This window comes from Clavibacter sp. MX14-G9D, from assembly GCF_032917815.1.
Taxonomy (GTDB): Bacteria; Actinomycetota; Actinomycetes; order Actinomycetales; family Microbacteriaceae; genus Clavibacter; species Clavibacter michiganensis_K.
Window position 1 is genome coordinate 13,145 of the sequence record NZ_JAVCVL010000009.1, and the last position, 25,363, is coordinate 38,507.

Sequence of the window (25,363 nt, forward strand, 5' to 3'; positions counted from 1 at the left end):
AGGGGCAACGATCCCCCCGGGCGGTCTCCGGGGCCTCCGAGGCGCCGGATCCCCGCCGTTAGATTCCGGGGATGCCCCGCACCCGCCGCGCCGTCCGCGCCGCCAGCCTGCCCATCGCCCTCCTCGCCGCCGCGGCCCTCGCCGGCTGCGGCGCGGCGCCCGATCCCTCCGCCAGCGGCACCGCGTCCGCGAGCGACTACTGCGCCCGCATGGTCACCAACTCCGGCGGGCTCCAGGACCGGTCCTTCAACCAGTCGAGCTGGGAGGGCCTGGAGCGCGCGGAGCAGGAGCTCGGCATCGAGGCCGACGTCCTCGTGTCCACCTCCGAGACCGACCTCGGGCCGAACGTCGAGCAGGCGGTCGGCACCGGCTGCGGCTTCGTCCTCACCGTCGGCTACGAGCTGGCGGAGGCGACCGCGGCCGCGGCGGCCGAGAACCCCGACGTCCACTTCTCCATCGTCGACGAGGTCGTCGACGCCCCCAACGTCAAGCCGCTCGTGTTCGACACCGCGCAGGCCTCCTACCTCGCGGGCTACCTCGCGGCGGGCGTGAGCGAGACCGGCAAGGTCGGCACGTTCGGCGGCGGCAACCAGCCGCCCGTCACCCTGTTCATGGACGGCTTCGTCGACGGCGTCGCCGCCTACAACCAGGCGCACGGCACGCAGGTCGTCGCGCTCGGGTGGGATGCCGCGGCGCAGGACGGCACGTTCACGGGCGACTTCGAGGACGTCGCCAAGGGCCAGACCACCACGCAGAACCTGCTCGACCAGGGCGCGGACGTCATCATGCCCGTCGCGGGGCAGGTGGGGGAGGGCGCCGCGTCCGCGATCCTGCAGCACGGCAGCGGCAAGCTCATCTGGGTCGACAACGACGGCTACGACACCCTCCCGGCCGAGTACCGACCGCTCCTCCTGACGAGCGTGCTCAAGGACACGGGCCAGGCGGTGGTCGACATCGTCGGCGACGACGCCGAGGGCACCTTCTCCTCTGAGCCGTACGTGGGCACGCTGGAGAACGGCGGCGTCGGCCTCGCCGGTTACCACGACCTCGCGGCCTCCGTCCCCGCCGAGCTGCAGGCGGAGCTCGACGCCCTGGAGGCGCGGATCGTCTCCGGCGAGGTCGAGGTGCGGTCCGTCTCGACCCCGTAGCAGAGCCCGCGTTTCGGCGGGGTTTCGGCCTCGTCGCGGATCGGTAACGCTTGCGCCACGGAGGCCGCCGAGGGCCTCGGGAGCATTCCCGCGCATGGGTAACATGAAGCCACATCGCCCGGCGGACCCGGGCTGCAACTGGAGGCCACAGTGACCATCACCACCCGAAAGGCCGCCCTCGGCGGTCTCGCCGCCGTCGGCATCACCGCGCTCCTCGCGGGCTGCGGCGCCGCCCCGGAGTCCACGAGCGGGGGTGCGAGCGGGGAGACGGACAGCGACCTCCTCACCTGCATGGTCTCCGACTCCGGCGGATTCGACGACAAGTCGTTCAACCAGCTCGGCTTCGAGGGCCTCAACAAGGCCGTCGACGACCTGGGCCTGCCGGCGCCGAAGCCGGTCGAGTCCGCCGCGGAGACCGACTTCGCGCCGAACCTCACCAACCTCGCCGACCAGGGCTGCGGCCTCATCGTCACGGTCGGCTTCCTGCTGGCCGACGCGACCAAGGAGGCGGCAGCGGCCAACTCCGACATCGAGTACGCGATCATCGACGACGCGTCCATCGACGCGCCGAACGTGAAGCCCATCACGTTCAACACCAGCGAGGCCGCGTTCCTCGCGGGCTACGCGGCGGCGGCCTACTCGAAGACCGGCACCGTCGGCACCTTCGGCGGCCTGCAGATCCCGACCGTCACGATCTTCATGGACGGCTTCGTGGACGGCGTCGCCTACTTCAACGAGCAGAAGGGCGCCGACGTCAAGGCCATCGGCTGGGACGTCGCCAGCCAGAGCGGTTCGTTCACCGGCGAGTTCGTCGCGAACCAGACGGCCAAGACGGCCGCGCAGACGCTCATCGACCAGGGCGCGGACGTCATCATGCCCGTCGGCGGTCCGATCTTCCTGAGCGCCGGCGAGGCCATCCGCGACTCCAGCGACAAGCAGGTCGTCATGGTGGGCGTCGACTCCGACGCGTACGAGACCGCGCCCGACCTCAAGGACCTCTTCCTCACGTCGGTGCTCAAGGGCATCGACGCGGGCGTCGAGGACGTCGTGAAGACCGCCGCCGACGGCGCGTTCGACGCGACGCCGTACGTCGGCACGCTCGAGAACGGCGGCGTGGACATCGCCCCGTTCCACGACTACGAGTCCGAGGTCCCCGCGGAGCTCTCCGGCGAGCTGGACGCCATCAAGGCCGGCATCATCGACGGCTCCATCACCGTCGAGTCGCCGTCGTCGCTCACGGAGTAGCGACGCCGCCGACGAAGTAGCATCGAACGCACCGCGGGGGGATCGGCAGTCGCCGGTCCCCCCGCCGCGTGCTCACCCGTCCCACCGAACAGATTGATCCGATGAAGCTCGAACTGCGGGGCATCACCAAGCGCTTCGGCGCGCTGGTGGCCAACGACCACATCGACCTCGTCGTCCACCCGGGCGAGATCCACTGCCTCCTGGGTGAGAACGGCGCGGGCAAGTCCACGCTGATGAACGTGCTCTACGGCCTGTACCAGGCCGAGGAGGGCGACATCCTCCTCGACGACCGGGTGGCGCGCTTCGCCGGGCCCGGCGACGCCATGGCCGCCGGCATCGGCATGGTGCACCAGCACTTCATGCTGATCCCCGTGTTCACGGTCGCGGAGAACGTCATGCTCGGCCACGAGGAGACGAAGCTCGGCGGCCGGCTCGACCTGGCGGGAGCCCGCGCGAAGGTGCGCGAGATCTCGGCGAGGTTCGGCTTCGACGTCGACCCGGACGCGCTCGTCGCGGACCTGCCCGTCGGCGTCCAGCAGCGCGTCGAGATCATCAAGGCCCTGTCGCGCGACGCGGAGGTGCTCGTGTTCGACGAGCCCACCGCCGTGCTCACGCCGCAGGAGACCGACGAGCTCATGGTCATCATGAAGCAGCTCCGGGATGCCGGCACCGGCATCGTCTTCATCACGCACAAGCTGCGCGAGGTGCGCGAGGTCGCGGACCGCATCACCGTCATCCGGCTCGGGAAGGTGGTCGGCGAGGCCGAGCCCACCGCGAGCAACGCGGAGCTCGCGTCCCTCATGGTGGGCCGCAGCGTGTCGCTCACGGTCGCCAAGGACCCCGCGACGCCCAGCGCCGCCGCCCTCGTCGTGCGCGACCTCACCGTCATCGACGCGTCCGGACAGGTCGTCGTCGACGGCGTCAGCTTCGACGTCCACGCGGGGGAGATCCTCGCCATCGCCGGTGTGCAGGGCAACGGCCAGACCGAGCTGACCGAGGCGATCCTGGGCCTCCAGCCGCGCGTGTCCGGCACCATCGACCTCGACGGCACCCGGCTCACGGGCCGCTCCGTCCGCCGCGTGCTCGACGCCGGAGTGGGCTTCGTGCCCGAGGACCGCAACGAGGACGGGCTCGTCGCCGAGTTCACCATCGCCGAGAACCTCATGCTCGACCGGTCCGACAGCCCGCCCTTCGTGGTCGCCGGATCCCTGAAGCTCGGCTACCTCGACGAGTTCGCCCGCGACCGCGTGCGTGAGTTCGACATCCGGACGCAGGGCATCGACACCCACGTCGGCCGCCTGTCCGGCGGCAACGCGCAGAAGGTCGTCCTCGCGCGCGAGCTCAGCCGGGACCTCCGCCTCTTCGTCGCCGCGCAGCCCACGCGCGGCCTCGACGTCGGGTCGATCGAGTTCGTGCACACCCGCGTCGTCGAGACGCGCGACCGCGGCCTGCCCGTCATCGTCGTCTCCACGGAGCTCGACGAGGTGGCGGCGCTCGCCGACCGCATCGCCGTCATGTACCGCGGCGGCATCGTCGGGATCGTGCCCGGCGACACCCCGCGCGACGTGCTCGGCCTCATGATGGCCGGCGAGGTCCCGGCATCCGTCTCCACCACCACGACCGCCGGAGGGCGCACCGCATGACCGACGACACCCGACGTCCCGAGGGCCACGGCCCGGCGGACCCGTCCGCGGGGCAGCTGCCCGCCTCCGGTCGCGAGGCAGGATCGGTGGGCGACCCCACGCGCTCGGAGGCGCCGGCCGGCGTCCCCGCCGCGGCGACCGCCGCGCCCGCCGACGCGAGCCCGGGGGAGGGCCCCGAGGGGTCGCGCGCCGGACAGGTCCTCCGCGAGATCGCGAGCGGCAGCGCGCTGCTCTCCGTCCTCGCGGTCGTGCTCTCCCTGGTGGTCGGCGCGCTCCTCATCGCCGTCACCGACGAGGCGACGCAGGAGGCGGCCGGGTACTTCTTCAGCCGCCCGCTCGACACCCTCCGCGCGGGATGGGACGCCGCGTCCGGCGCCTACTCGGCGCTCTTCCAGGGCTCGGTGTACAACTTCCGCCGCCCCGGGTTCGCCAACGGGATCAAGCCGCTCACCGAGACGCTCACCTTCGCGACGCCGCTGATCGCGGCCGGCCTCGGCGTGGCCATCGCGTTCCGCGTCGGCCTGTTCAACATCGGCGCCCGCGGCCAGATGCTCATCGCCGCCGCGTGCGCCGGCTGGGTCGGCTTCAGCTTCGACCTGCCTCCCGTCGTGCACCTGGTGCTCGCGGTCGCCGCGGGCATCGCGGGCGGCGCCTTCTGGGGCGGGATCGTGGGGCTCCTGAAGGCCCGCACCGGCGCGCACGAGGTGATCGTCACGATCATGCTCAACTACGTCGCGTTCTACCTCATCTCCTACCTGCTCCGGACGCCGGGCCTGCTGCAGGCGCCCGGGTCCAACAACCCGAAGACGCCGGCGATGCTCGACACGGCCGTGTTCCCGCCGCTCCTCGGCGACCAGTACTCGCTGCACGCGGGCTTCCTCGTGGTCGTCGTCGCGACGGTCGTCATCTGGTACCTGCTCAACCGCTCGGGCCTCGGCTTCCGCTTCCGCGCGGTCGGCGAGAACCCGAGCGCGGCGCGGGTCGCCGGCATCGACGTCAAGAGCTCCTACCTCTACGCCATGCTCATCTCGGGCGGCCTCGCCGGCCTCGCCGGGGCGAGCCAGGTGCTCGGCACGGTGACCACGGGCTTCAGCTCGGGCATCGACGCGGGCATCGGCTTCGACGCCATCACCGTGGCCCTGCTCGGCCGCAGCCGGCCGTGGGGCGTCTTCGTCGCGGGGATCCTGTTCGGCGCCTTCAAGGCCGGCGGCTTCTCCATGCAGGCGGCCGAGGGCGTGCCCATCGACATCGTCGTGGTCGTCCAGTCGCTCATCGTCCTGTTCATCGCGGCGCCTCCGCTCGTGCGGGCGGTCTTCCGCCTCCCCGCGCCGGGCCAGGCCAGGCGCACCACCCGGACCCGGAAGGCGGCGACGGCATCGTGACCGCGACCACCCCCACGACGGCGTCGTCCCCGGCGCACCACGACCCGGCGGCGACCGCGCTCGAGCGCACCGTCGCCACGAGCTGGAAGGCGCCCGTCGCCTTCGGCTTCTTCACCGCGGTCTCGCTCGTCCTGTTCGTGCTCCTCGGCCGCGAGGGCTCGAGCACGTTCGGGCTCTCGACCGGGACGGACCTCATCCAGCTGGCGCCCGTGGTGCTGCCGACCGCCGCCACCGGCGTGGTCGTCACCGTGCTGCTCGCGGCGCTCACCGTGGTGTCCGTGCTGCTCGTGCGCCGCTCCGCGCGGACGCCGCTGTGGTTCACGGCCGTCTTCGCGGTCCTCTTCCTCGTCGCGTTCCTCACCTGGGCGTCGGCGGGCCAGACGATCCCGGTGCCGGGTCTCCTCGTCGGCACCGTGAGCCTCTCGGTGCCGCTCATCTTCGGCGCCCTCGGCGGGGTGCTCTCGGAGCGCGTCGGCGTCGTCAACGTCGCCATCGAGGGCCAGCTGCTGGCGGGGGCGTTCGTGTCCGCGGTGGTCGCGTCGATCACGGGCCAGCCGCTGATCGGGCTCGTGGCCGCGATGGTGGCCGGCATGCTCGTCTCGTTCGTGCTCGCCGCCTTCGCCATCAAGTACCTGGTCGACCAGGTCATCGTCGGCGTCGTGCTCAACGTGCTGGTCACGGGCCTCACGAGCTTCCTGTTCTCGCAGGTGCTCTCGGCCGACCCCGGCACGTTGAACTCGCCGCCGCGCTTCGACCGCATCGACATCCCGGTCCTCGGTCAGATCCCCGTCATCGGCCCGGTCCTGTTCCGGCAGACGATCATCGTCTACCTCATGTACGTGGCCGTGTTCCTCGTCTGGTTCTGCCTGTTCCACACGCGCTGGGGGCTCCGCCTCCGCGCGGTGGGCGAGCACCCGCAGGCTGCCGACACCGTGGGCATCAAGGTCGCCGCCACCCGGTTCTGGAACGTGTCCCTCGCGGGCGCGATCGCCGGGCTCGGCGGGGCGTTCTTCACGCTCGGCTCCGTCGGCGCGTTCAACAAGGAGATGACGGCGGGCGCCGGGTTCATCGCGCTGGCCGCGGTCATCTTCGGCCGGTGGGATCCGCTGCGCGCCACGCTCGCGGCCCTCCTGTTCGGCTTCGCGAGCAACCTGCAGAACGTCCTCGGCGTCATCGGGTCGCCCGTGCCGAGCGAGTTCATGCTGATGCTGCCGTACGTCGTGACCATCGCCGCGGTCGCCGGACTGGTGGGGCAGGTGCGCGGTCCCGCAGCGGCCGGCAAGCCCTACGTGAAGTCGTGAGCGGCGTCGAGCCCGTGGAGTCGGGCGGCATCGACTGGGGCTCCCTCCGCGCGGCAGCCCACGACGCCATGCAGCGCGCGTACGTGCCCTACTCCCGCTTCCCCGTGGGCGTCGCGGCCATCGCCACCGACGGCCGCGTCATCACCGGCTGCAACGTGGAGAACGCGTCCTACGGCCTGACCCTGTGCGCCGAGTGCGCCCTCGTCTCCGTCCTGCACCTCACGGGCGGCGGCCAGCTGGTGGCGTTCACGTGCGTGGACGGCGACGGCAACATCCTCATGCCGTGCGGGCGCTGCCGTCAGCTGCTGTTCGAGCACGCGGTGCCGGGCATGCTGCTGGAGACCGTCTCGGGCGTCCGCACCATCGACGAGGTCCTGCCCGACGCCTTCGGGCCGAGGACGCTGGACGCGTACGGGAACCGGGCATGAGCGCCGCGTTCGACGTCGTCGACCTGATCCGGGCCAAGCGCGACGGAGGCCGGCTCTCGACCGCCGAGATCGACTGGCTGGTCGCGGCCTACACCGACCGCTACGTGGCCGACGAGCAGATGGCCGCCCTCGCGATGGCGATCCTCCTGCGCGGCATGGACCGCGCCGAGATCCGCGACCTCACCCTCGCCATGATCGCGAGCGGCGAGACCCTCGACTTCTCCGGGCTCGGCAAGCCCACGGTGGACAAGCACTCCACGGGCGGCGTGGGCGACAAGATCACGCTGCCGCTCATGCCGCTGGTCGCCTCCTACGGGGTCGCCGTGCCGCAGCTCTCCGGCCGGGGGCTCGGCCACACCGGCGGCACGCTCGACAAGCTCGAGTCGATCCCCGGCTGGCGCGCCGACCTCAGCACCGAGGAGATGGTGCAGCAGATGCGGGACCACGGCGGCGTGATCTGCGCCGCGGGCACCGGTCTCGCACCCGCGGACAAGCGCCTCTACGCGCTCCGCGACACCACGGGCACGGTCGAGGCGATCCCGCTCATCGCGTCGAGCATCATGAGCAAGAAGATCGCCGAGGGCACGGGCGCGCTCGTGCTCGACGTGAAGTACGGGTCCGGCGCCTTCATGACCGACATCGACCGGTCCCGGGAGCTGGCGCGCACCATGGTGGAGCTCGGCACCGACGCGGGGGTGCGGACCACCGCGCTCCTCACCGACATGGACGTGCCGCTCGGCCTCGCCATCGGCAACGCCAACGAGGTGCGCGAGTCCGTCGAGGTGCTCGCGGGCGGGGGGCCGGCCGACGTCGTGGAGCTGACGCTCGCGCTCGCGCGGGAGATGCTCGCCGCCGTCGGCATGCCCGACGCCGACGTGGAGGACGCCCTCCGCGACGGCCGCGCCATGGACTCCTGGCGCGCCACAGTGCGCGCGCAGGGCGGGGACCCGGACGCCGCGATGCCCGTGGCGCGCGAGACCCACGTCGTGAGGGCCGAGCGCGACGGCGTGCTCGTGCAGCAGGACGCCCTGCCCTTCGGCATCGCCGCGTGGCGCCTGGGCGCGGGCCGCGCACGCCAGGGGGACGCCGTGCAGCACGCCGCGGGCGTCGACCTCCACGCGAAGCCCGGGGATCCGGTGCGTCGCGGCGAGCCGCTCTTCACGCTGTCGACCGACGAGCCGGCGCGCTTCGCCCGGGCGCTCGAGTCGCTCGAGGGCGCCTACCGCGTCGGCGATCCCGACGAGCACGTCGCGCGCGGCCCGCTCGTGCGCGAGCGCATCACCGCCGAGGACTGATCCGGGCCGTCCGGTCGCTCCACGCCGGCGGCCGGACAGCCGGACGGACCCGGGCGCCGCCGTCCTCGGATGGGCGGGTCAGCCGATCCGCTCGAGGGCGTCGACGACCACGTCCCAGAATCCCGCGTGGTCGAGCTCCACGGCCACCTGCGTCGTGCAGTCGGCGGGAGCGGGCCGGCGGAGGTCGGTCACCGTCATGCCGGTGGTGTGCGTGCCGCTGAGCTCCACCGACACGGGCGCCCGACGGACGGACACCAGGCGCCGGTCGATGACGCGCGCGACCGCGCACGGGTCGTGCACGGGCGGGCTCGGGAAGTCCTGCCGGTCGTGGTACGCCCGCCCGTACGACTCCAGGGAGTCGACGACGAAGCGCGCCGCCGGGGTCCCGAGGGCGGCGATGCGGTCCATCACCTCCGGGGTGGCGGTGGCCTGGTAGGTGAGGTCGAGGCCGACCATGGTCACGGGCCAGGACTCGCCGAACACGATGTGCGCCGCCTCGGGGTCGACGGCGATGTTGAACTCGGCGACGGCGGTGCTGTTGCCCGCGTGGTAGCCGCCGCCCATGAGCACGACCTCCTTCACGCGCTCCACGATGCGCGGCTCGCGGCGGACGGCCAGGGCGATGTTGGTGAGGGCCCCGAGCGGCACGAGGGTGATCTCTCCCGGTGCGTGCGCCATGACGGTGTCGATGATGAGGTCCACCGCGTGCCGCGGGTCCAGCTCCACGGTCGGCTCCGGCAGCTCGGGCCCGTCGAGGCCGGACTCGCCGTGGATCTCGGGGGCGGTCATCACCGGGCGCACCAGGGGGCGCCCGCATCCGGCGGCGACGGGCACGTCGTGGATGCCCGCGACGGTCGCGACCGCGAGCGCATTGCGCGTCACCTTGTCGAGGGTCTGGTTGCCCGCCACGGTGGTGATGCCGACGAGCTCGACCTCGGGGCTGCCGTGCGCGAGCATCAGGGCGAGGGCGTCGTCGTGCCCCGGGTCGCAGTCGATCAGGATCTTGGTGCGCACGGGTCCTCCGGGTTCGATGGGGACCCGCCATCTGCGTCGCGCACCGATGATCAGTGCGCTCACGAACTCGGCGCGGGCCCCGTCGAGGCTAGTAGATTCGACCCATGACGATCGCTCCCGAGGACTCCACGCTGCCCGGCGGAGGGTCGTACCGCGACCTCCCCAAGGTCTCCCTGCACGACCACCTCGACGGCGGGCTCCGCCCCGCGACCATCCTCGAGCTCGGGGCCGCCGCCGGCATCGAGCTGCCCGCGCAGGACGCGGACGCGCTCGGCGAGTGGTTCCGCACCAGCGCCGACTCGGGATCGCTCGTGGACTACCTGAAGACCTTCGACGTCACCATCGACGTGATGCAGACCGAGGAGCACCTCGCCCGCGTCGCCCGCGAGTTCGTCGAGGACCTCGCGGAGGACGGCGTGGTCTACGGCGAGGTCCGCTGGGCCCCCGAGCAGCACCTCACCGCCGGCCTGTCGCTCGACGCGGTCGTCGAGGCCGTGCAGGCGGGCATCGAGGAGGGCGTCCGCGGCGTCGAGGAGGCGGGCGGCTCCATCCGCGTCGGCCAGCTCGTCAGCGCCATGCGCCACCTCGACCGCGGCACCGAGATCGCCGAGCTCGCCATCCGCCACCGCGACCGCGGCGTCGTCGGCTTCGACATCGCCGGCCCCGAGGCGGGCTTCCCGCCGTCGCGCATGCAGGGCGCGTTCGACCTGCTCGCGCGCGAGTGGATGCCCCGCACCATCCACGCGGGCGAGGCCGACGGCCTCGAGTCCATCCGGGGCGCACTCCTCGACGGCCGGGCGCTGCGGCTCGGCCACGGGGTCCGCATCGCCGAGGACATCGAGATCGACAGCGAGGAGGGCGAGGACGTGTTCGTCACCCTCGGCACGCTCGCCCAGTGGGTCAAGGACCGCGGCATCCCGCTGGAGCTCAGCCCGTCGTCGAACCTGCAGACCGGCGCCATCGAGGCGTGGGGCGACGCGATGCGCGACCACCCGTTCGACCTGCTCTACCAGCTGGGCTTCGCCGTCACGGTGAACACCGACAACCGCCTGATGAGCGGCACGTCCCTCAGCCGCGAGCTCGCCCTGCTCACCGACGCCTTCGCGTACGACCTCGACGACCACGAGGCCTTCCAGCTGAACGCGGCCGCGGCGGCGTTCCTCCCGCTCGAGGAGCGCGAGGCGCTCGCCGACATCGTCTCCGACGGGTTCGCCCGCCTGTAGCCGCGCGGCCGCACGGCCCGCATCCCGTCCACCCGTCAGGCAGAGAGGCCGCTCCCCGTGCTCCCACCGCTCCCGGACGACGCCGTCACCATCGGCGCCGCGGCCGACGACTGGCGCGCCGCCGTGCGCCTCGCCGGCGACGCGCTGGTGCGATCCGGCGCGGCCACGGCCGACTACGCCGACGCCATGATCCGGGTGATCGAGGAGTTCGGCGCCTACGTGGTCATCGCGCCCGGCCTCGCGCTCGCCCACGCGCGTCCCGGGCCGGAGACGCTGGAGGACGGCCTGGCGGTCGTCGTCCTGCGGGACCCCGTGCCCTTCGGCCACGCGCACAACGACCCGGTCGACGTCGTCGTCGGGCTCTCGGTCACCACGGTCGACCGGCACGTGTCGTCCGTCGCGGACCTCGCCAACATCTTCAACGACGCCACCGCCATCCCGCGGCTGCGCGCCGCCACCACCACCGACGAGGTCCGGCGCATCATGGCCGGCGAGGAGAGCGCATGAAGGTCGTCACGATCTGCGGCGTGGGGATCGGCACGTCCGGGATCCTCAAGGTCAACGCCGAGCGGGCGCTGGCCCGCCTCGGCATCGAGGCCGACGTCACGGCGGCCGACCTGGCGAGCGTGGGGACCGTCGCGGAGGACGCGCAGGTCATCCTCACGTCGCCCGAGCTGGTCGACCGCATCGGCGCCACCTACGCGGACGTCGTCGTGATCGACAACTACTTCGACCTCGAGGAGATCTCGGCCAAGCTCGACGCCGCGCTGGGCTGATCCGTCCCGGTCGGCCGTGCCGTCCCGGTCGGCCGTGCCGTCGGGGCGAGTTCTGGCGTCCCGGCCCGGTCGTGGTCCGGGATCACGGCCTCGTCCCCGGGCCCTCCCCGCACGACCGCCATGGCCGCGGCGACGAGGGCCGCCGCCACGATGACGGCGGCCGCCGTCAGGGTCGCGGCGGACGGCGCCGTGACGGGCTCGGCCCGCAGCGCCTGCACGGCCACCAGCGCGACGACCGCGAGGTACGCGGCGGCGGCGATCGCCGTCAGCCGCACGCGCACGCGGTCCGGCGCGAGCGCGGGGATCCGACGCCCGGCGGCGCCGAGGACGAGCGCCGCGACGGGCAGGAGCTGCAGCGCGTGCATGCCGACGAAGTGGGGGATCCGCAGGTCGCCCCCGGTCGTGCTCCAGCCGAGGACCGCGAGGCCCGCGCCGCCGTCCGGCCCGCCGACCGTGTGCGCGCCCGACACCCCGTGGAAGTCGGCGAGCTGCGCCGCGGTCGGCGACGTCATCAGGTAGGCGAGGCCCATGCCGACGAGCGCGATCGCGGCGCCGGCGCGGATGCCCAGGGTGACGGCGGGATCCGGGAGCCGCAGCCGGAGCACGGCGAGGGTCGTGAGGAACGTGCAGAGGTACAGCACCGTGATCGAGACGGCCATCACGGCCCACAGCGCGGTGGCGAGGGGCGTGGCGACGAGGAAGTGGCTCGTGGTGCCGGCCGCTGCGGCGCCGACGATCACGGCCTGCTCGACGAGGAGCGCGACCGCGACGACCGTGCCGAGGCGGTGCGCGGCGACGCGGTGCCGGGGGAGCCGCACGATGAGCCAGGCCCACGAGACGGCGTAGACGAGGATCGACAGGGAGAACTTCGCCGGCTTGTCCCACACGGGCGCTCCCGTGACGATGCGGTCGTCGACCATCCGCCCGACGACGCTGACGGCGGCGAGCACGAGCATGACGGCGGCCACGGTCATCAGCGGCCGGTGCCAGGCGTACGCCCGGCGGATCATGCCGCGCCGTCCGTCGCGCCGGCACGGCCGGGCATGGAGACGGTGGCGTGGGCGACGCGTCGGAGCCCCGCGGCGAGCTGGTCGCCGAGCACCGTGCCGACGACCATCAGCTCGGCCATGGCGGTGCGGTCGGCCCGGTGCCGCACGGCGTCGAGGTCGGCCGCGGCCTGGATCCCCGCGGCCTCGGCGTACCGCGCGAGGTAGCCGTCGTCCATGCGGTGCCCCGAGCGCTCGAAGGCGTCCACGGCGCGCGCGGCCTGCGCGCGTCCCGCGTGGCCCTCGAGCACGCACCAGCCGGCGTGCTCGGTGGCGGCGTCGACGCGCGCGAGCGCCTCGGCCGGGGGAGCCTCGGTCGGCGGTGGTCCGGGCGTGAGGGCGTCCTGCGCGACCGCGAAGACGTCCTGCACCTGCCGGGCGTCGTCGTCGAGCACGGCGAGCACCTCGCGGGCCCGCGCGACGGGCAGCCGGCCGACGTCGATGAGGGCGCGGATCAGCCGCACGCGGCGGGCGTGCTCGTCGTCGTAGTCGGTGCGGTTGTCGCTGATGCGGGTGCCCGCGGGCAGGAGGCCCTCGCGCACGTAGTACTTGACCGTGGCGGGGGCCACTCCCGTGGCGGCGGCGAGCTCGGTGATGCGCATGCCGCGAGGCTAGCGCACTGATAGTGCTACTACCGGTGCGGGCGAGGCGAGACCCGCGGGCCCGGCGCGGCCCGCGGATCCGTCTCCGTCAGAGCTCGAGCAGCGCGGGAACGGCCTGCGCGAGGTCGGCGACGATCGCGCGGGCCGCGTCGCGGCGCTCCGCGACGGTGCCGTCGGTGCTCTGCGCGTCGAGGTAGACCTTGATCTTCGGCTCCGTGCCGCTCGGGCGCACGATGAGGCGCGCCCCGTCGCCCAGGTGGAATCGGAGCACGTCGCTCGGCGGCAGGTCGGCCGAGCCCTCCGCGAGATCGTCCATGCGCTCGACCCTCCGCGACCCGATCGAGGCAGGCGGCGACTGCCGCAGCTTCGCCATGATGCGGGGGATGACCGCGAGGTCGGTGACGCGCACCGAGATCTGGTCGCTCGCGAAGGAGCCGAAGCGCTCGGCGAACGCGCGGTCGTAGTCGTCGATGGTCTGGCCGCGGGACTTCAGCAGCAGGACGCCGTGCAGCACCGCGACGGCGGCCGAGATGCCGTCCTTGTCGCTCGTGATCCACGGCGCGACGAGGTACCCCAGGGCCTCCTCGTAGCCGTAGACGAGGTCCGGCACGCGGCTGATCCACTTGAAGCCCGTGAGCGTCTCGCGGTACCCGAAGCCCAGCTCGCGCGCCACGACCTCGAGGGCGGGCGAGGAGACCAGGGACGACGCGAACGTGCCGGTGCCGCCGTCGGCCGCGTAGCGCTCCGCGATGCCGAGGCCGAGGAGCATGCCCACCTCGTTGCCGGAGAGCCGCCGCCAGGCGCCGTGCTCGTCGGCGATCGCGACGGCCAGCCGATCCGCGTCGGGGTCGTTGGCGATGATGAGCTCCGCGTCCGACTCCACGGCCGCCTGGAACGCCAGGTCGAGCGCGCCCGGCTCCTCCGGGTTCGGGAAGTCGACGGTGGGGAAGTCGGGGTCGGGATCCGCCTGGGCGGCGACGAGCACCGGCCGGTCGACGCCCACCGCGTCGAACACGCGCGCCGCCGTCTCCCACCCGACGCCGTGCAGCGGCGTGTAGACCCAGGTGAGCGGCGCGAGCGGGGCGGCGAACAGGGCCGCGGTCTCCTCCACGTAGGAGTCGACGAGCGACTCCGGCGCCAGGGAGAAGTCGTCGGCGACGGGCAGCTGCTGCACCGTGCGCTCGCCGGCGGCCTTGTGGATGAAGGCGGCGATGTCGCGGTCCGCGGGGCTGACGATCTGGGCGCCGTGGTCCTCGTCCCCGAGGTAGACCTTGTAGCCGTTGTCCCGGGCCGGGTTGTGCGAGGCCGTGACCATGACCCCGGCGCTCACCGCGAGGTGCTTGACGGCGTACGCGAGCACGGGCGTCGGCAGCGCGCGGGGGAGCAGCACCGTGCGCACGCCCGCGCCGGCCATGATCCGCGCCGTGTCCTCGGCGAAGACGCGCGAGTTGTGCCGGCCGTCGTAGCCGATGACGATGCTCGGGCGGGGGCTGCGGCTGCGCAGGTAGTCGGCGAACCCGGCCGCCGCCTGCGAGACGAGCACGCGGTTCATGCGGTTGGGTCCCGCCCCCAGCTCGCCGCGGAGGCCCGCGGTGCCGAACTGGAGGCGCGTCTGGAACCGGTCGCGGAGGCCGGCCGCCGCCTGCTCCCGGTCGGCCGCGGAGATGGCGGGCACCGACCCGTCGAGGGCGGCGAGCAGCTCGTCGACCTCGGCGCGGGTGACCGGATCCGGGTCCTGGGCCTGCCACGCGCGCGCCGCGGCGACCAGCGCCGGCGTCTCCTCGCGGCTCACAGGGCGCCCACGATGCGGGCGAGGATCCCGCCGATGCGGCCCTCGGCGGCGCGGCCCGCCTCGATGACCTCCTCGTGGCTGAGCGGGGTCTCCTGGATCCCCGCGGCGAGGTTCGTGATGAGCGACATGCCGAGCACCTCCATGCCCGCCTCGCGGGCGGCGATGGCCTCGAGCGCGGTCGACATGCCCACGATGTGCCCGCCGATGGCCTCAGCCATGCGCACCTCCGCAGGCGTCTCGTAGTGCGGGCCGCGGAACTGGCAGTAGACGCCCTCGTCGAGGTCGGGCTCGACCTCGTGCGCGATGGCGCGGAGCCGCGCGGAGTAGAGGTCGGTGAGGTCGACGAACGTGGCGCCCTCGAGCGGCGAGTCCGCGGTGAGGTTGATGTGGTCGCTGATGAGCACGGGCGTGCCCGGCGTCCAGTGGCGCCGGATGCCGCCCGCGCCGTTCGTGAGGATCATCGTGGTGGCGCCGGTCGCCGCCGCGGTGCGGACGCTGTGCACGACCCGGCGGACGCCGTGGCCCTCGTAGTAGTGCGTGCGCGCGCCGATGACGAGGGCACGCCGACCGGACGGCAGGAGGATGCTGCGCAGCGAGCCGACGTGCCCCTCGAGGGCGGGCTTCGAGAAGCCGACGACCTCCGTGGCGGGGATGGTGGCGGTGGTCTCGCCGAGGAGGTCCGCCGCGCGCCCCCATCCGCTGCCGAGCGTGAGGGCGATGTCGTGGCGCTCGACGCCCGTGAGCTCGGCGATCTGCCGGGCCGCCTCGCGCGCGATCTCCTGGGGGTCGGCGTCGGGCGCCTCGAGGGGGTTGCTGTAGGTCATCCCCCGATCCTAAATGCGCGCCTCGGCGCGGTCCGGGCCGCCGCGGGCCCGGTTCGCGCGGGGGGCGCGGCCTGCGGGATGATGTGCGCATGGGATACGAGTTCGAGGCCACGCAGAGGATCGTCGTGCTCGGAGGCGGTCCCGGGGGATACGAGGCCGCGATCGCCGGCGCGCAGCTCGGCGCCGAGGTGACGCTCGTGGAGCGCGTCGGCGTGGGCGGCTCCGCCGTCATGACCGACGTGGTCCCCTCGAAGACCCTCATCGCCACCGCCGAGGCCACGAACGCGCTCGGCGAGGCAGCCGACCTCGGCGTCCAGTTCTTCTCCCGCGGCGAGCAGAGCCGCCGCCCCGTCCGGCCCGAGGTGGCCGTCAACCTGCAGGCGGTCAACGACCGGCTCCTGCGCCTCGCGCGCCAGCAGTCCGAGGACATGAAGTCGAGCCTCATCCGCGCGGGCGTGCGCATCGTCCAGGGCGAGGGGCGTCTCGACGGCCCGAACCGCGTCGTCGTCTCCACGGGACGCGGCGGCGGCGGCACCGACTTCGACGAGATCGACGCGGACACCACGGTCATCTCCACGGGTGCCAGCCCCCGCATCCTCGACACCGCGCGACCCGACGGCGAGCGCATCCTCACCTGGACGCAGCTCTACACGATGGACTCGGTGCCCGAGCACCTCATCGTCGTCGGATCCGGCGTCACCGGGGCCGAGTTCGCCTCCGCCTACACGGCGCTCGGCGCGAAGGTCACGCTCATCTCCTCCCGCGACCAGGTCCTGCCGGGCGAGGACGCCGACGCGGCCCGCGTCATCGAGGACGTCTTCACGCGCAACGGCATGACCGTGCTCTCGAAGTCCCGTGCCGAGTCGGTCGTGCGCGACGGCGACCGCGTGGTCGCGACGCTGACCGACGGCCGCGTCGTCGAGGGCAGCCACTGCCTCATGGCGGTCGGATCCGTGCCGAACACCGCCGGGATCGGCCTCGAGGAGGCGGGCGTCCAGCTGAGCGACTCCGGCCACATCCGCGTGAACCGCGTGGCGCGCACCTCCGTGCCGAGCGTGTACGCGGCCGGCGACTGCACCACGTTCCTGCCGCTCGCGTCGGTCGCGTCCATGCAGGGCCGCACGGCGGTCTACCACGCGATGGGCGACGCGGTGAGCCCCACCGAGCTCCGCAACGTGACCTCCAACATCTTCACGCAGCCGGAGATCGCCACGGTCGGCTGGTCGCAGAAGCAGATCGAGGAGGGGCTCGCGCAGGGCGACATCTACAAGCTGCCGCTCGCCTCGAACCCCCGCGCGAAGATGCAGAACGTCAAGGACGGCTTCGTGAAGCTGTTCGCGCGCACCGGCTCGGGCACGGTCATCGGCGGCGTGATCGTGGCGCCCAAGGCGAGCGAGCTGATCTTCCCGCTCGCGCTCGCGGTCGAGCACCGTCTCACGGTCGACGACGTCGCCCGGGCGTTCACGGTCTACCCGTCGCTCTCCGGGAGCATCTCCGACGCCGCCCGCGCCATGCACATCGTGCTCTGACGCTCCCACGGCCCGCGCGGCCCGCACGCGACGACGGCCGGTCCCCGCGGGGACCGGCCGTCGTCGCGTGGCGCGGGATCAGACGATGTCGAGCAGGCGGTGCCCGGACGGCACGGTCTGGCCCACCTCGGCGGCGAGGCCCGTGACGGCGCCGTCGCGGTGCGCCGTGAGGGGCTGCTCCATCTTCATGGCCTCGAGCACGACGAGCAGGTCGCCCTTGACGACCTGCTGGCCCTCCTGGACGGCGAGCTTCACGACGGTCGCCTGCATGGGCGACGTCACGGATCCGCCGCCCGAGGTGTCGACCGCGCCGCCCTGCTTGCGCCGGGCGGGCGCCGCGGCACCCCGGCGCGAGGTCGCGGCACCGGCCGCGGGGGCCAGGTCCTCGGGGAGGCTCACCTCGATGCGCTTGCCGCCCACCTCGACGACGACCGTGCGGCGCGCGGGCGCCTCCCCGGCATCCGCGAGGGCACCGGACCAGGGCTCGATGTCGTTGTCGAACTCGGTCTCGATCCAGCGCGTGAAGACCGAGAAGGGCGCGCCGTCCGCCGGGGCGAAGGCCGGGTCGCGCACGATGGCGCGGTGGAACGGCAGCACGGTCGGCAGGCCCTGCACCTCGAACTCGTCGAGGGCGCGGCGCGAGCGCTCGAGGGCGTCCTCCCGACTGGATCCGGTGACGATGAGCTTCGCGAGCAGCGAGTCGAACGCGCCGGAGACCTCGTCGCCCGCGCGGACGCCCGAGTCGACGCGCACGCCGGGACCGCCGGGCGCCTGGAACACGTGCACCGGACCGGGGGCGGGGAAGAAGCCGCGGCCCGGGTCCTCGCCGTTGACGCGGAACTCGAAGGAGTGGCCGCGCGGCGCCGGGTCGTCGTAGTCGATGAGGCCGCCCGCGGCGATGCGGAACTGCTCGCGCACGAGGTCGATGCCCGTGACCTCCTCGGAGATGGGGTGCTCGACCTGCAGGCGCGTGTTGACCTCGAGGAAGGAGATGGTGCCGTCCTGCGCGACGAGGAACTCGCACGTGCCGGCGCCGACGTAGCCGACCTCGCGGAGGATCGCCTTCGAGGCGGCGTAGAGGTGCGCGTTCTGCTCGTCCGTGAGGAACGGGGCCGGCGCCTCCTCCACGAGCTTCTGGTGGCGGCGCTGCAGCGAGCAGTCGCGGGTGGAGATGACGACGACCGTCCCCGCGGAGTCCGCGAGGCACTGCGTCTCCACGTGGCGCGGGCGGTCGAGGTACTTCTCGACGAAGCACTCGCCGCGGCCGAAGGCGGCGACGGCCTCGCGGGTGGCGGACTCGAACAGCTCCGGCACCTCCTCGCGGGTGCGGGCGACCTTGAGGCCGCGGCCGCCGCCGCCGAACGCGGCCTTGATGGCGACGGGGAGGCCGTGCACGTCGACGAAGTCGAGCACCTCGGCGGCCCCGGACACCGGGTTCAGCGTCCCGGGCGCCAGCGGGGCGCCCACCCGCTCGGCGACGTGGCGCGCTGTGACCTTGTCGCCGAGCTGCTCGATGGCGCTCGGCGACGGCCCGATCCAGACGAGGCCGGCGTCGATGACCTGCTGGGCGAAGTCGGCGTTCTCGGCGAGGAAGCCGTACCCGGGGTGCACGGCGTCGGCGCCGGAGCGGCGGGCGATGGAGAGGATCTTGGCGATGACGAGGTAGGTGTCGGCGCTCGTCTGCCCGTCGAGGGCGTAGGCCTCGTCGGCGAGCGTCACGTGCAGCGCGTCGCGGTCCTGGTCGGCGTAGACGGCGACCGAGCCGATCCCCGCATCCCTCGCCGCCCGGATGATGCGGACGGCGATCTCGCTCCGGTTGGCGATGAGGACCTTGTTCACACGCGTCATGGGACCCCAGCCTAGGGTCTGGGATGCGCCCGGCTTCGGAGGGTCGCCACAAACATGCGGCCCCGGCGGGTACGCGCGCCCACAACAGGTCCTCGGGATCCCGCCCCTGGCATGATCGACACATGACGGCACCCGCTCCGGACGACGACGACGCGCGAGGCGCCGCGGCCGACCTCGCCGAGCTCCTGCGGGCCACCGTCGCGGAGCTCCAGGCCCGCGGCGCGCCGGACGAGGCGCTCGCCGAGGTGCGCGTCCCGCGGTCCATCGGCCCCCTCAAGCGCCAGCCGCGGATGGTGCCCGTCGGCCGCGCGTGGCGGCTCGGCGTGCTGCTGCTGTCGGCCGACGGGTCCCTCCGCCGCACCGGGAGCATCACGCGCGCCGTCGAGCCGACCAGGTCGCAGGGCCTCGACTCCGGCGTCGAGGCGCGCAAGGAGGCCCGGCGTCGGGCGGTCCGCTCCTTCGAGGAGGGCGACGCCGTCGACTACGACTGGGAGCCCGTCGACCTCGACGCGGCAGCGCTCGCCCGCGGTTCCGGGCCCCTCTCGCTGCGGGGGCGCGAGCTGCGCGTCCAGTGGGGGCCGAACGCCCACGAGACCCGGCCGCTCGCGGCGTACCTGACCGACCGCATCGAGGTCCTGGGGATGGGCTGAGGCCCCTCGGGGTCAGACCAGGCGCGCCTCGACGGCGCCCGCGCGGTTCCAGAGGTCGGTCCACCCCAGGCCGAGCTCGCGCACGAGGCCGCGGAGGGTCGGCAGCGACAGGCCGACGACCGTGCTCGGGTCGCCCTCGATGCGCTCGATGAACGCCGCCCCGAGGCTGTCGATGGTGAAGCTGCCCGCGACCAGGAGCGGCTCGCCGGTGGCGACGTAGGCGTCGATCTCCTCGTCGGAGACGTCGTCGCGGAACCGCACCTCGGCGACGGCGGCGCGTCCGACGCCGCGCACGATGCGCCCGTCGGCGACCTGGATCAGCCAGTGGCCGGAGTGGAGGCGGCCCTGCCGGCCGCGCTGCGCGCGCCAGCGCTCCGTGGCGCGCTCGGCCGTGTGCGGCTTGCCGTGCACCACGCCGTCGATCTCGAAGGCCGAGTCGCCGCCGAGCACGAGGCCCGTGAGGGGAGCGCCCGCGACGAGCTGCCCGACCACGGCCTCGGCCTTGGCCCGGGCGAGCAGCTGGACCATGTCCACCGGGCCGAGCGGCCCCTGGCGCGCCTCCGCGGCGGCGACGGCGGCGGGCTCGTCGACCGCGGAGGGCAGCACGACGGGCTCGATCCCCGCGGAGCGCAGGAGGGCCAGGCGGGCGGGGGACGTCGAGGCGAGGTGCAGGCGCGTGGGCATGCGGACATGGTGGCACGCGCCCCGGACGACGCCGGGCGCGGCCCGTGTGCGGACGCCGCGCCCGCGTGTGCCAGGGTTGCGGGATGGGTGAGCAGGTGGGCCGCGAGGTCGAGGTGGACGTGACCAACATGGCGCACGGGGGAGTCTCCGTCGCCCGGCACGACGGCCGGGTGATCTTCGTCTCGGACGCGATCCCGGGCGAGCGGGTCCGGGCGCGCATCACGGAGGACGCGAAGAAGTCCTTCTGGCGCGCCGACACCGTCGAGGTCCTCGACGCGTCCCCGCACCGCCGCCCGCACGTCTGGGCCGAGGCCTCCGTCGACCGCGCGCCCGAGGACCGGGTGGGCGGCGCCGAGCTCGGCCACATCGCGCTGGCCCACCAGCGCGAGCTGAAGCGGCAGGTCGTCGTGGACTCCCTGTCCCGCATGGCGGGGGTCGACCGCGACGTCGAGGTGCAGGCGCTGCCGGGCGACGACGAGTCCGACGGCCTCGGCTGGCGCACCCGCGTGAGCCTCCACGTCGACGACGACGGCACGGTCGGCCCCTACGCCTCGCGCTCGCACCGCGTCATCCCCGTCACGTCGCTGCCGCTCGCCACCGAGGGCGTCAACGGCGCCGCGCCGTTCGGCCAGCGCTTCCCGGGCGTCGAGGGCATCGACCTCGTCGCGCCCGCGGACGGCCACGTGCGCATGCTCCTCATCGACGGCAAGCCCCAGCGCCGGGACACGATCACGGAGCGCGTCCGCGACCGCGAGTTCCGGCTGGAGGCGGGCGGCTTCTGGCAGGTGCACCGCCGCGCCGCCGAGACGCTGTACGACGCCGTCCAGTCCTCCATCGACGAGGCCCTGTTCGACCCGCGGGCCGCCAACCTCGACCTCTACGGCGGGGTCGGGCTGCTCGCCGCCGCCGTGGGCGACCGCTTCGGCGACACCGTCCGCATCACGAGCGTCGAGAGCGACGAGGTCGCCACCGAGTTCGCGGGGGACAACCTCGCGGAGTGGGTGGGCGCCGCGTCCCTCACGGCGCGCGTGGACCGCTACCTCCAGGGGCTGGCGCGCACGGCGAGTCCCGCCGAGCGCCGCCGCCTCCAGGGCGCGACGGTCGTGCTCGACCCGCCGCGCGCGGGCGCCAAGAAGGTCGTCGTCGACGCGCTCGCGGAGCTGCACCCGGCCCAGGTCGTCTACGTGGCCTGCGATCCCGTGGCGCTCGCCCGCGACGTGTCGCTCTTCGCGGAGCGCGGCTACGAGCTCCGGTCGGTGCGCTCGTTCGACCTCTTCCCGCACACCCACCACGTCGAGAGCGTCGCCGTCCTGGTGCCCGCCGCCTCCTGACCGGGCCCTCCGCGGCCTCGGGAGCCGGCCGGTCGGGCGATACAGTGTCCTCGGGGACCGTCGGCGAACGACGGCAGAGGCGATGACGGGGGAGCCGGATGACCGAGACCACGCAGGGACCCGCTCCGGCGGCCGAGGGCCGTCCACCCGTCCGGGTCGCCGTGGTCGACGACCACGAGTCGGTGCGCCTCGGCCTCAAGGCCGCGTGCCTCGACGCCGGGTACGACTTCATCCTCGCCGCGGCGGACGCGCGCGAGCTCGTCGAGGGGCTCGTCGGGCGCGAGTGCGACGTGGTCGTCCTCGACCTGTCGCTCGGCGACGGCTCGACGGTCACCGACAACGTGAAGGCCGCCCAGGGCACGGGCGCGGCCGTCCTCGTCCACAGCATCGCCGACCGGGTCGCGAGCGTCCGCGAGGCGCTGGCCGCCGGCGCCGCGGGCGTGATCCCCAAGTCGTCCGCCACGCAGACCGTGATGGCGGCCATCGCCACGGTCGCGCGCGGCGACGTGCTCAACAACCTCGAGTGGGCGACCGCCATCGACGCCGACCGCGACTTCGCGAAGGCCCAGCTCGGGCGCCGCGAGCGCGACGTCCTGCACCTCTACGCGTCCGGCCTGCCGCTGAAGCTCGTGGCCCAGCAGCTCGGCATCGCGAACAGCACGGCGCGCGAGTACCTCGACCGGATCCGCGTGAAGTACGTCGAGGTCGGCAGGCCCGCGCCCACCAAGGTCGACCTCCTCCGCCGCGCCGTCGAGGACGGCATCCTCCCGGGACTGGACCAGGACGGCGGCGATGCCCGCTAGGCCACCGGCCAGCGCGCCGCGTCCCGCGGCACCCGTCACGCGCGCCCTCGCCGGCGCGCCGCCGCGCACCCCCGGCAACCCCATCAGCCTCGCCCGCATCGAGACGATCCTCGGCCGCGGTGCGGGCGCGTTCGGCCTGCTCTTCGCCCTCCAGTCGGTGCAGGTCATCAGCCAGCAGCTGGACGTCATGCGCCCGGCCTGGAGCATCGCGTTCCTGACGGCCTTCTTCGGGGGCCTCGTCTGGACGTGCGTCGCCGGCGCCATCCGCCGCGGCGTCGTGCCGGCGCATGCGACCGTCGCCCTCGTCTTCGTCGTCGCGCTCGCCACGTGGCCGTTCGCGATCGAGCCGGCGACCTACGCGACCACGCCGCAGCCGTTCCTGTACCAGGAGCTCACGGTCGCGACGACGTGCGCCGCCATGGCGTTCCGGCTCTGGATCGCCGTCCTCTACACGGTCGCCGTCCCACTGTCCCTCGGCTTCCTCGAGGTGATCGTGCGCCAGGGCGTCATCACGCCCCTCGACTCGTTCCTGCAGGTCCTGTACTCGATCATCCTCGGCGGGTCCGTCCTGATGCTCGTCACGGTGCTCCGCCAGGCCGCGCTCGGCGTGGACTGGGCGCAGGGGACGGCGCTGACGCGGTACTCGCACGCGGTGCGGCAGCACGCCACGGAGGTCGAGCGCGTGCAGGTCGACGCGATCGTGCACGACAGCGTCCTCACGACCCTGCTCTCGGCGGCGCGCACCGTGGACCCGGCCGCGCGCGCCCTCGCCGCGACCATGGCCGCGAACGCCATGGGGCACCTCGCCGCGGCGGAGCAGGGGACGGACGACGATGCCTCCGTGCCGCTCCGCGCCGTGACCAAGCGCATCGTGGACGCGGCGTCCGCGCTCTCCGCCCCGTTCGTGCTCGAGACGCGCGACCTCGGCACGCGCACCGTGCCGGTCGCCACGGCGGAGGCCGTCTACTCCGCGGCCGTGCAGGCGATGATGAACAGCCTCCAGCACGCCGGGACCTCGGCGGAGACCATCACCCGCCGGCTCGTGATCTCGGGCCACGGCGACGAGGGGGTGGCCATCGACGTCGTCGACGACGGCGCGGGCTTCGACCAGCGCCGCATCCCCACGGAGCGCCTGGGGCTGCGCGTGTCCATCAAGGAGCGCGTCGCGCAGGCCGGCGGCCTCGTGACCATCGAGTCGGCGCCGGGCGAGGGCACCGCCGTGCGGATCCGCTGGCCGGCGCCCGAAGGCGCCGCGGCGTCCGCGCCCGCCGTCCCGCCGATCCCCGGCGACGTCGTCCCGGACGCGGCCGCCGCGCGTCCGCAGGCACGCCCCGAGCGGGCGGGGGACCGCGCATGATCGTCGTCCCGCGCTCCATCATCCTCGGCCTCGCGGCCCTGTTCTCCGCGTACCACGTGGTCCTGGCACTGGTCGCGATCGCGGCCCCCGCAGATCCCGCCGTCACCCTCGTCGCGGTCGCCCTCTACCTCGTCGCGACGACGATGAGCCTCTGGCCGACCAGCCCCACGGTCATGCCCGTGTGGCTCGCGGCGTTCAACCTCGCCGTGGCGACCGTCGTCCCGGTGCTCGTGACGAGCCAGCTCACCGCGGGCTCGGTCCCGTCGTTCTCGACCTGGCACGTCGCGGCGGTCGGGACGCTCATGACCATCACGTCCGCCCGGCGGCGGCAGGGGTTCGCCTGGGCTGGCATCGTCATCCTCGCGGTGCAGATGGTCCTCTGGACGGGCCCCGCGGGCCTCGTCGACTTCGGCGTCACGGGCAGCGCGCTCTGGGTCGCCATCTCCCACGTCCTCGCCCACGCGCTGGCCAAGGCCGCGCGGGACGCCCGCCAGTTCCACCGCGCCGAGCGCGAGGCGGCCGACTGGCAGGCCGCGCAGGAGGCGCACCTCTACGAGCGCCAGTTCCGGCTGCGCCAGACGAGCCGCATGGCGGTCCCGATGCTCCGGCGCATCGTGGAGACGGGCGGCGACCTGTCGCCGGAGGAGCGGCAGGAGTGCCTCTACCTGGAGGGCGCCATCCGCGACGAGATCCGCGGCCGGACGCTGCTCAACGACGCCGTCCGCGAGCAGGTGATGCTCGCGCGCCGGCGGGGCACGGTCGTCACGCTCCTCGACGAGGGCGGCATCGACGACCTCGACGACGCGACGCGCGACGTCGTGCTCGACCGGCTGGCGGAGGCCGTGCGGGACACCCGGGCGGACAAGATCATCGCCCGCACGGTGCCCGAGGGCTCCGACACGGCGATCACCGTGGTGGGTCTCAGCGTGGCCGGCGACGGCAGCGCGAGCCTCCTGGGGAGCGACGACCTGGACGACGAGGTCGACCTCTGGCTCGAGATCCCGCGCCCGCGCGGCTGATAGCGCCCGTCGAGGCGGCTGGCGCTGTCGACGAGCGTGCTGCCGGTCCGGCGCTGCCGGCGGGTGGTGCTGAGAGGCGCGGGGCCGGTGCCTGCACCGTCCGCCTCCGCGCCTCTCCGGTCATCCCGATGACCCGAGCACCAGGATGATCCGCCCCCTTGGCGTCGTCTGCTCACCACAGTTGGACGACGCCTGTTGACCGACCCGCGATGCGGGTCCCCCAGCAGGACGAGTCTCACGGAACGGGAGGGGCGGGCCAAGTCGGCAAATGGGGGGACACGGCCCGCCGGGCCGGACGGCTCCGATCAGGCCGAGAAGCCGCGCCAGCGCCCGGCGCCGGGGACGAGCGTCCCTCGGACGCCGCGCTGGGACCGCTGCCACGCGTCGGGCGCGCGTCGCACGGGCTGCTCGGCCGCCGGCTGC

Annotated in this window: 23 protein-coding genes; 16 read left to right on the forward strand and 7 right to left on the reverse strand. The window is 73.8% G+C overall.

Annotated features, from left to right (window positions below):
• Positions 1-71 precede the first annotated feature (71 nt).
• From Q6969_RS02095 to Q6969_RS02125, 7 genes are all read left to right on the forward strand, one after another.
• On the forward strand, positions 72-1,148 hold the full coding sequence (locus Q6969_RS02095) for a BMP family ABC transporter substrate-binding protein (RefSeq protein ID WP_317228962.1): 1,077 nt from the start codon (positions 72-74) through the stop codon (positions 1,146-1,148).
• 150 nt (positions 1,149-1,298) lie between these two features.
• A complete protein-coding gene (locus Q6969_RS02100) occupies positions 1,299-2,393 on the forward strand; it encodes a BMP family ABC transporter substrate-binding protein (RefSeq protein WP_317228963.1) in 1,095 nt (364 codons plus the stop codon).
• Positions 2,394-2,494: 101 nt separating this feature from the next.
• The gene (locus tag Q6969_RS02105) at positions 2,495-4,036 is read left to right on the forward strand and encodes an ABC transporter ATP-binding protein (RefSeq protein ID WP_317228964.1); all 1,542 of its coding nucleotides are present in this window, start codon (positions 2,495-2,497) and stop codon (positions 4,034-4,036) included.
• Positions 4,033-5,418, forward strand: a complete 1,386-nt coding sequence (locus tag Q6969_RS02110; RefSeq protein ID WP_317228965.1) for an ABC transporter permease — start codon at positions 4,033-4,035, stop codon at positions 5,416-5,418. Before Q6969_RS02105 ends, Q6969_RS02110 begins: the two co-directional genes overlap by 4 nt.
• On the forward strand, positions 5,415-6,719 hold the full coding sequence (locus tag Q6969_RS02115; protein WP_317228966.1) for an ABC transporter permease: 1,305 nt from the start codon (positions 5,415-5,417) through the stop codon (positions 6,717-6,719). The genes Q6969_RS02110 and Q6969_RS02115 overlap by 4 nt, the downstream gene beginning before the upstream one ends.
• Positions 6,716-7,147 (forward strand): cytidine deaminase, encoded by a 432-nt coding sequence (locus Q6969_RS02120; protein ID WP_317228967.1) that lies wholly within the window; start codon positions 6,716-6,718, stop codon positions 7,145-7,147. Before Q6969_RS02115 ends, Q6969_RS02120 begins: the two co-directional genes overlap by 4 nt.
• Positions 7,144-8,442 (forward strand): thymidine phosphorylase, encoded by a 1,299-nt coding sequence (locus Q6969_RS02125; protein WP_317228968.1) that lies wholly within the window; start codon positions 7,144-7,146, stop codon positions 8,440-8,442. The genes Q6969_RS02120 and Q6969_RS02125 overlap by 4 nt, the downstream gene beginning before the upstream one ends.
• A 78-nt stretch (positions 8,443-8,520) precedes the next feature.
• Here the strand turns inward: Q6969_RS02125 and Q6969_RS02130 are convergent, their stop codons facing one another.
• On the reverse strand, positions 8,521-9,456 hold the full coding sequence (locus Q6969_RS02130) for a nucleoside hydrolase (protein WP_317228969.1): 936 nt from the start codon (positions 9,454-9,456) through the stop codon (positions 8,521-8,523).
• A 104-nt stretch (positions 9,457-9,560) separates the two neighbouring features.
• Between Q6969_RS02130 and Q6969_RS02135 the strand changes: the two genes are divergently transcribed.
• Genes Q6969_RS02135 through Q6969_RS02145 form a run of 3 tightly spaced genes read left to right on the forward strand, consistent with a single transcriptional unit; the run spans position 9,561 to position 11,455 of the window.
• Positions 9,561-10,679, forward strand: coding sequence for an adenosine deaminase (locus tag Q6969_RS02135; protein WP_317228970.1), 1,119 nt, complete (start codon positions 9,561-9,563; stop codon positions 10,677-10,679).
• Between the two features lie 57 nt (positions 10,680-10,736).
• Entirely contained in the window at positions 10,737-11,186 is a 450-nt protein-coding gene (locus Q6969_RS02140) for a PTS sugar transporter subunit IIA (RefSeq protein WP_317228971.1), read from the forward strand.
• Positions 11,183-11,455, forward strand: coding sequence for a PTS sugar transporter subunit IIB (locus tag Q6969_RS02145; protein ID WP_317228972.1), 273 nt, complete (start codon positions 11,183-11,185; stop codon positions 11,453-11,455). The genes Q6969_RS02140 and Q6969_RS02145 overlap by 4 nt, the downstream gene beginning before the upstream one ends.
• Here Q6969_RS02145 and Q6969_RS02150 read toward each other — a convergent pair.
• From Q6969_RS02150 to Q6969_RS02165, 4 genes are all read right to left on the reverse strand, one after another.
• The gene (locus Q6969_RS02150) at positions 11,404-12,465 is read right to left on the reverse strand and encodes a hypothetical protein (RefSeq protein ID WP_317228973.1); all 1,062 of its coding nucleotides are present in this window, start codon (positions 12,463-12,465) and stop codon (positions 11,404-11,406) included. The genes Q6969_RS02145 and Q6969_RS02150 overlap by 52 nt on opposite strands.
• Complete coding sequence (locus Q6969_RS02155) at positions 12,462-13,103, reverse strand: MerR family transcriptional regulator (protein WP_317228974.1); 642 nt, start codon at positions 13,101-13,103, stop codon at positions 12,462-12,464. Before Q6969_RS02155 ends, Q6969_RS02150 begins: the two co-directional genes overlap by 4 nt.
• An 88-nt stretch (positions 13,104-13,191) precedes the next feature.
• Positions 13,192-14,895: a phospho-sugar mutase gene (locus tag Q6969_RS02160; protein ID WP_317228975.1), complete on the reverse strand. Its 1,704-nt coding sequence runs from the start codon at positions 14,893-14,895 to the stop codon at positions 13,192-13,194.
• Positions 14,892-15,719: a purine-nucleoside phosphorylase gene (locus Q6969_RS02165; protein ID WP_317228976.1), complete on the reverse strand. Its 828-nt coding sequence runs from the start codon at positions 15,717-15,719 to the stop codon at positions 14,892-14,894. Before Q6969_RS02165 ends, Q6969_RS02160 begins: the two co-directional genes overlap by 4 nt.
• A gap of 89 nt (positions 15,720-15,808) precedes the next feature.
• Here Q6969_RS02165 and Q6969_RS02170 point away from each other — a divergent pair, with 89 nt between their 5' ends.
• The gene (locus Q6969_RS02170) at positions 15,809-17,248 is read left to right on the forward strand and encodes an NAD(P)H-quinone dehydrogenase (protein WP_094115357.1); all 1,440 of its coding nucleotides are present in this window, start codon (positions 15,809-15,811) and stop codon (positions 17,246-17,248) included.
• 78 nt (positions 17,249-17,326) lie between these two features.
• On the opposite strand, the gene Q6969_RS02175 is transcribed toward Q6969_RS02170, so the two are convergent.
• The gene (locus Q6969_RS02175; RefSeq protein WP_317228977.1) at positions 17,327-19,096 is read right to left on the reverse strand and encodes a biotin carboxylase N-terminal domain-containing protein; all 1,770 of its coding nucleotides are present in this window, start codon (positions 19,094-19,096) and stop codon (positions 17,327-17,329) included.
• Between the two features lie 122 nt (positions 19,097-19,218).
• Here Q6969_RS02175 and Q6969_RS02180 point away from each other — a divergent pair, with 122 nt between their 5' ends.
• The gene (locus tag Q6969_RS02180) at positions 19,219-19,746 is read left to right on the forward strand and encodes a hypothetical protein (RefSeq protein WP_317228978.1); all 528 of its coding nucleotides are present in this window, start codon (positions 19,219-19,221) and stop codon (positions 19,744-19,746) included.
• Positions 19,747-19,758: 12 nt separating this feature from the next.
• On the opposite strand, the gene Q6969_RS02185 is transcribed toward Q6969_RS02180, so the two are convergent.
• On the reverse strand, positions 19,759-20,430 hold the full coding sequence (locus tag Q6969_RS02185; RefSeq protein WP_317228979.1) for a Maf family protein: 672 nt from the start codon (positions 20,428-20,430) through the stop codon (positions 19,759-19,761).
• Between the two features lie 83 nt (positions 20,431-20,513).
• Here Q6969_RS02185 and Q6969_RS02190 point away from each other — a divergent pair, with 83 nt between their 5' ends.
• From Q6969_RS02190 to Q6969_RS02205, 4 genes are all read left to right on the forward strand, one after another.
• Entirely contained in the window at positions 20,514-21,761 is a 1,248-nt protein-coding gene (locus tag Q6969_RS02190; protein ID WP_317228980.1) for a TRAM domain-containing protein, read from the forward strand.
• Between the two features lie 98 nt (positions 21,762-21,859).
• Positions 21,860-22,564 carry a response regulator transcription factor gene (locus Q6969_RS02195; RefSeq protein WP_317228981.1) on the forward strand — a complete coding sequence of 235 codons (705 nt, stop codon included), beginning with the start codon at positions 21,860-21,862 and terminating at the stop codon, positions 22,562-22,564.
• A complete protein-coding gene (locus Q6969_RS02200) occupies positions 22,554-23,921 on the forward strand; it encodes an ATP-binding protein (protein ID WP_317228982.1) in 1,368 nt (455 codons plus the stop codon). Before Q6969_RS02195 ends, Q6969_RS02200 begins: the two co-directional genes overlap by 11 nt.
• A complete protein-coding gene (locus Q6969_RS02205) occupies positions 23,918-24,940 on the forward strand; it encodes a hypothetical protein (protein ID WP_317228983.1) in 1,023 nt (340 codons plus the stop codon). The genes Q6969_RS02200 and Q6969_RS02205 overlap by 4 nt, the downstream gene beginning before the upstream one ends.
• The last annotated feature ends 423 nt before the right edge of the window (positions 24,941-25,363 follow it).

Coding starts and splice junctions, on each gene's coding strand:
- Q6969_RS02175 (WP_317228977.1), bottom strand. CDS start 19,096: ATGACGCGTGTGAACAAGGTCCTCATCGCCAACCGGAGCGAGATCGCC.
- Q6969_RS02145 (WP_317228972.1), top strand. CDS start 11,183: ATGAAGGTCGTCACGATCTGCGGCGTGGGGATCGGCACGTCCGGGATC.
- Q6969_RS02155 (WP_317228974.1), bottom strand. CDS start 13,103: ATGCGCATCACCGAGCTCGCCGCCGCCACGGGAGTGGCCCCCGCCACG.
- Q6969_RS02095 (WP_317228962.1), top strand. CDS start 72: ATGCCCCGCACCCGCCGCGCCGTCCGCGCCGCCAGCCTGCCCATCGCC.
- Q6969_RS02200 (WP_317228982.1), top strand. CDS start 22,554: ATGCCCGCTAGGCCACCGGCCAGCGCGCCGCGTCCCGCGGCACCCGTC.
- Q6969_RS02195 (WP_317228981.1), top strand. CDS start 21,860: ATGACCGAGACCACGCAGGGACCCGCTCCGGCGGCCGAGGGCCGTCCA.
- Q6969_RS02170 (WP_094115357.1), top strand. CDS start 15,809: ATGGGATACGAGTTCGAGGCCACGCAGAGGATCGTCGTGCTCGGAGGC.
- Q6969_RS02185 (WP_317228979.1), bottom strand. CDS start 20,430: ATGCCCACGCGCCTGCACCTCGCCTCGACGTCCCCCGCCCGCCTGGCC.
- Q6969_RS02135 (WP_317228970.1), top strand. CDS start 9,561: ATGACGATCGCTCCCGAGGACTCCACGCTGCCCGGCGGAGGGTCGTAC.
- Q6969_RS02205 (WP_317228983.1), top strand. CDS start 23,918: ATGATCGTCGTCCCGCGCTCCATCATCCTCGGCCTCGCGGCCCTGTTC.
- Q6969_RS02105 (WP_317228964.1), top strand. CDS start 2,495: ATGAAGCTCGAACTGCGGGGCATCACCAAGCGCTTCGGCGCGCTGGTG.
- Q6969_RS02150 (WP_317228973.1), bottom strand. CDS start 12,465: ATGATCCGCCGGGCGTACGCCTGGCACCGGCCGCTGATGACCGTGGCC.
- Q6969_RS02165 (WP_317228976.1), bottom strand. CDS start 15,719: ATGACCTACAGCAACCCCCTCGAGGCGCCCGACGCCGACCCCCAGGAG.
- Q6969_RS02125 (WP_317228968.1), top strand. CDS start 7,144: ATGAGCGCCGCGTTCGACGTCGTCGACCTGATCCGGGCCAAGCGCGAC.
- Q6969_RS02110 (WP_317228965.1), top strand. CDS start 4,033: ATGACCGACGACACCCGACGTCCCGAGGGCCACGGCCCGGCGGACCCG.
- Q6969_RS02190 (WP_317228980.1), top strand. CDS start 20,514: ATGGGTGAGCAGGTGGGCCGCGAGGTCGAGGTGGACGTGACCAACATG.
- Q6969_RS02180 (WP_317228978.1), top strand. CDS start 19,219: ATGACGGCACCCGCTCCGGACGACGACGACGCGCGAGGCGCCGCGGCC.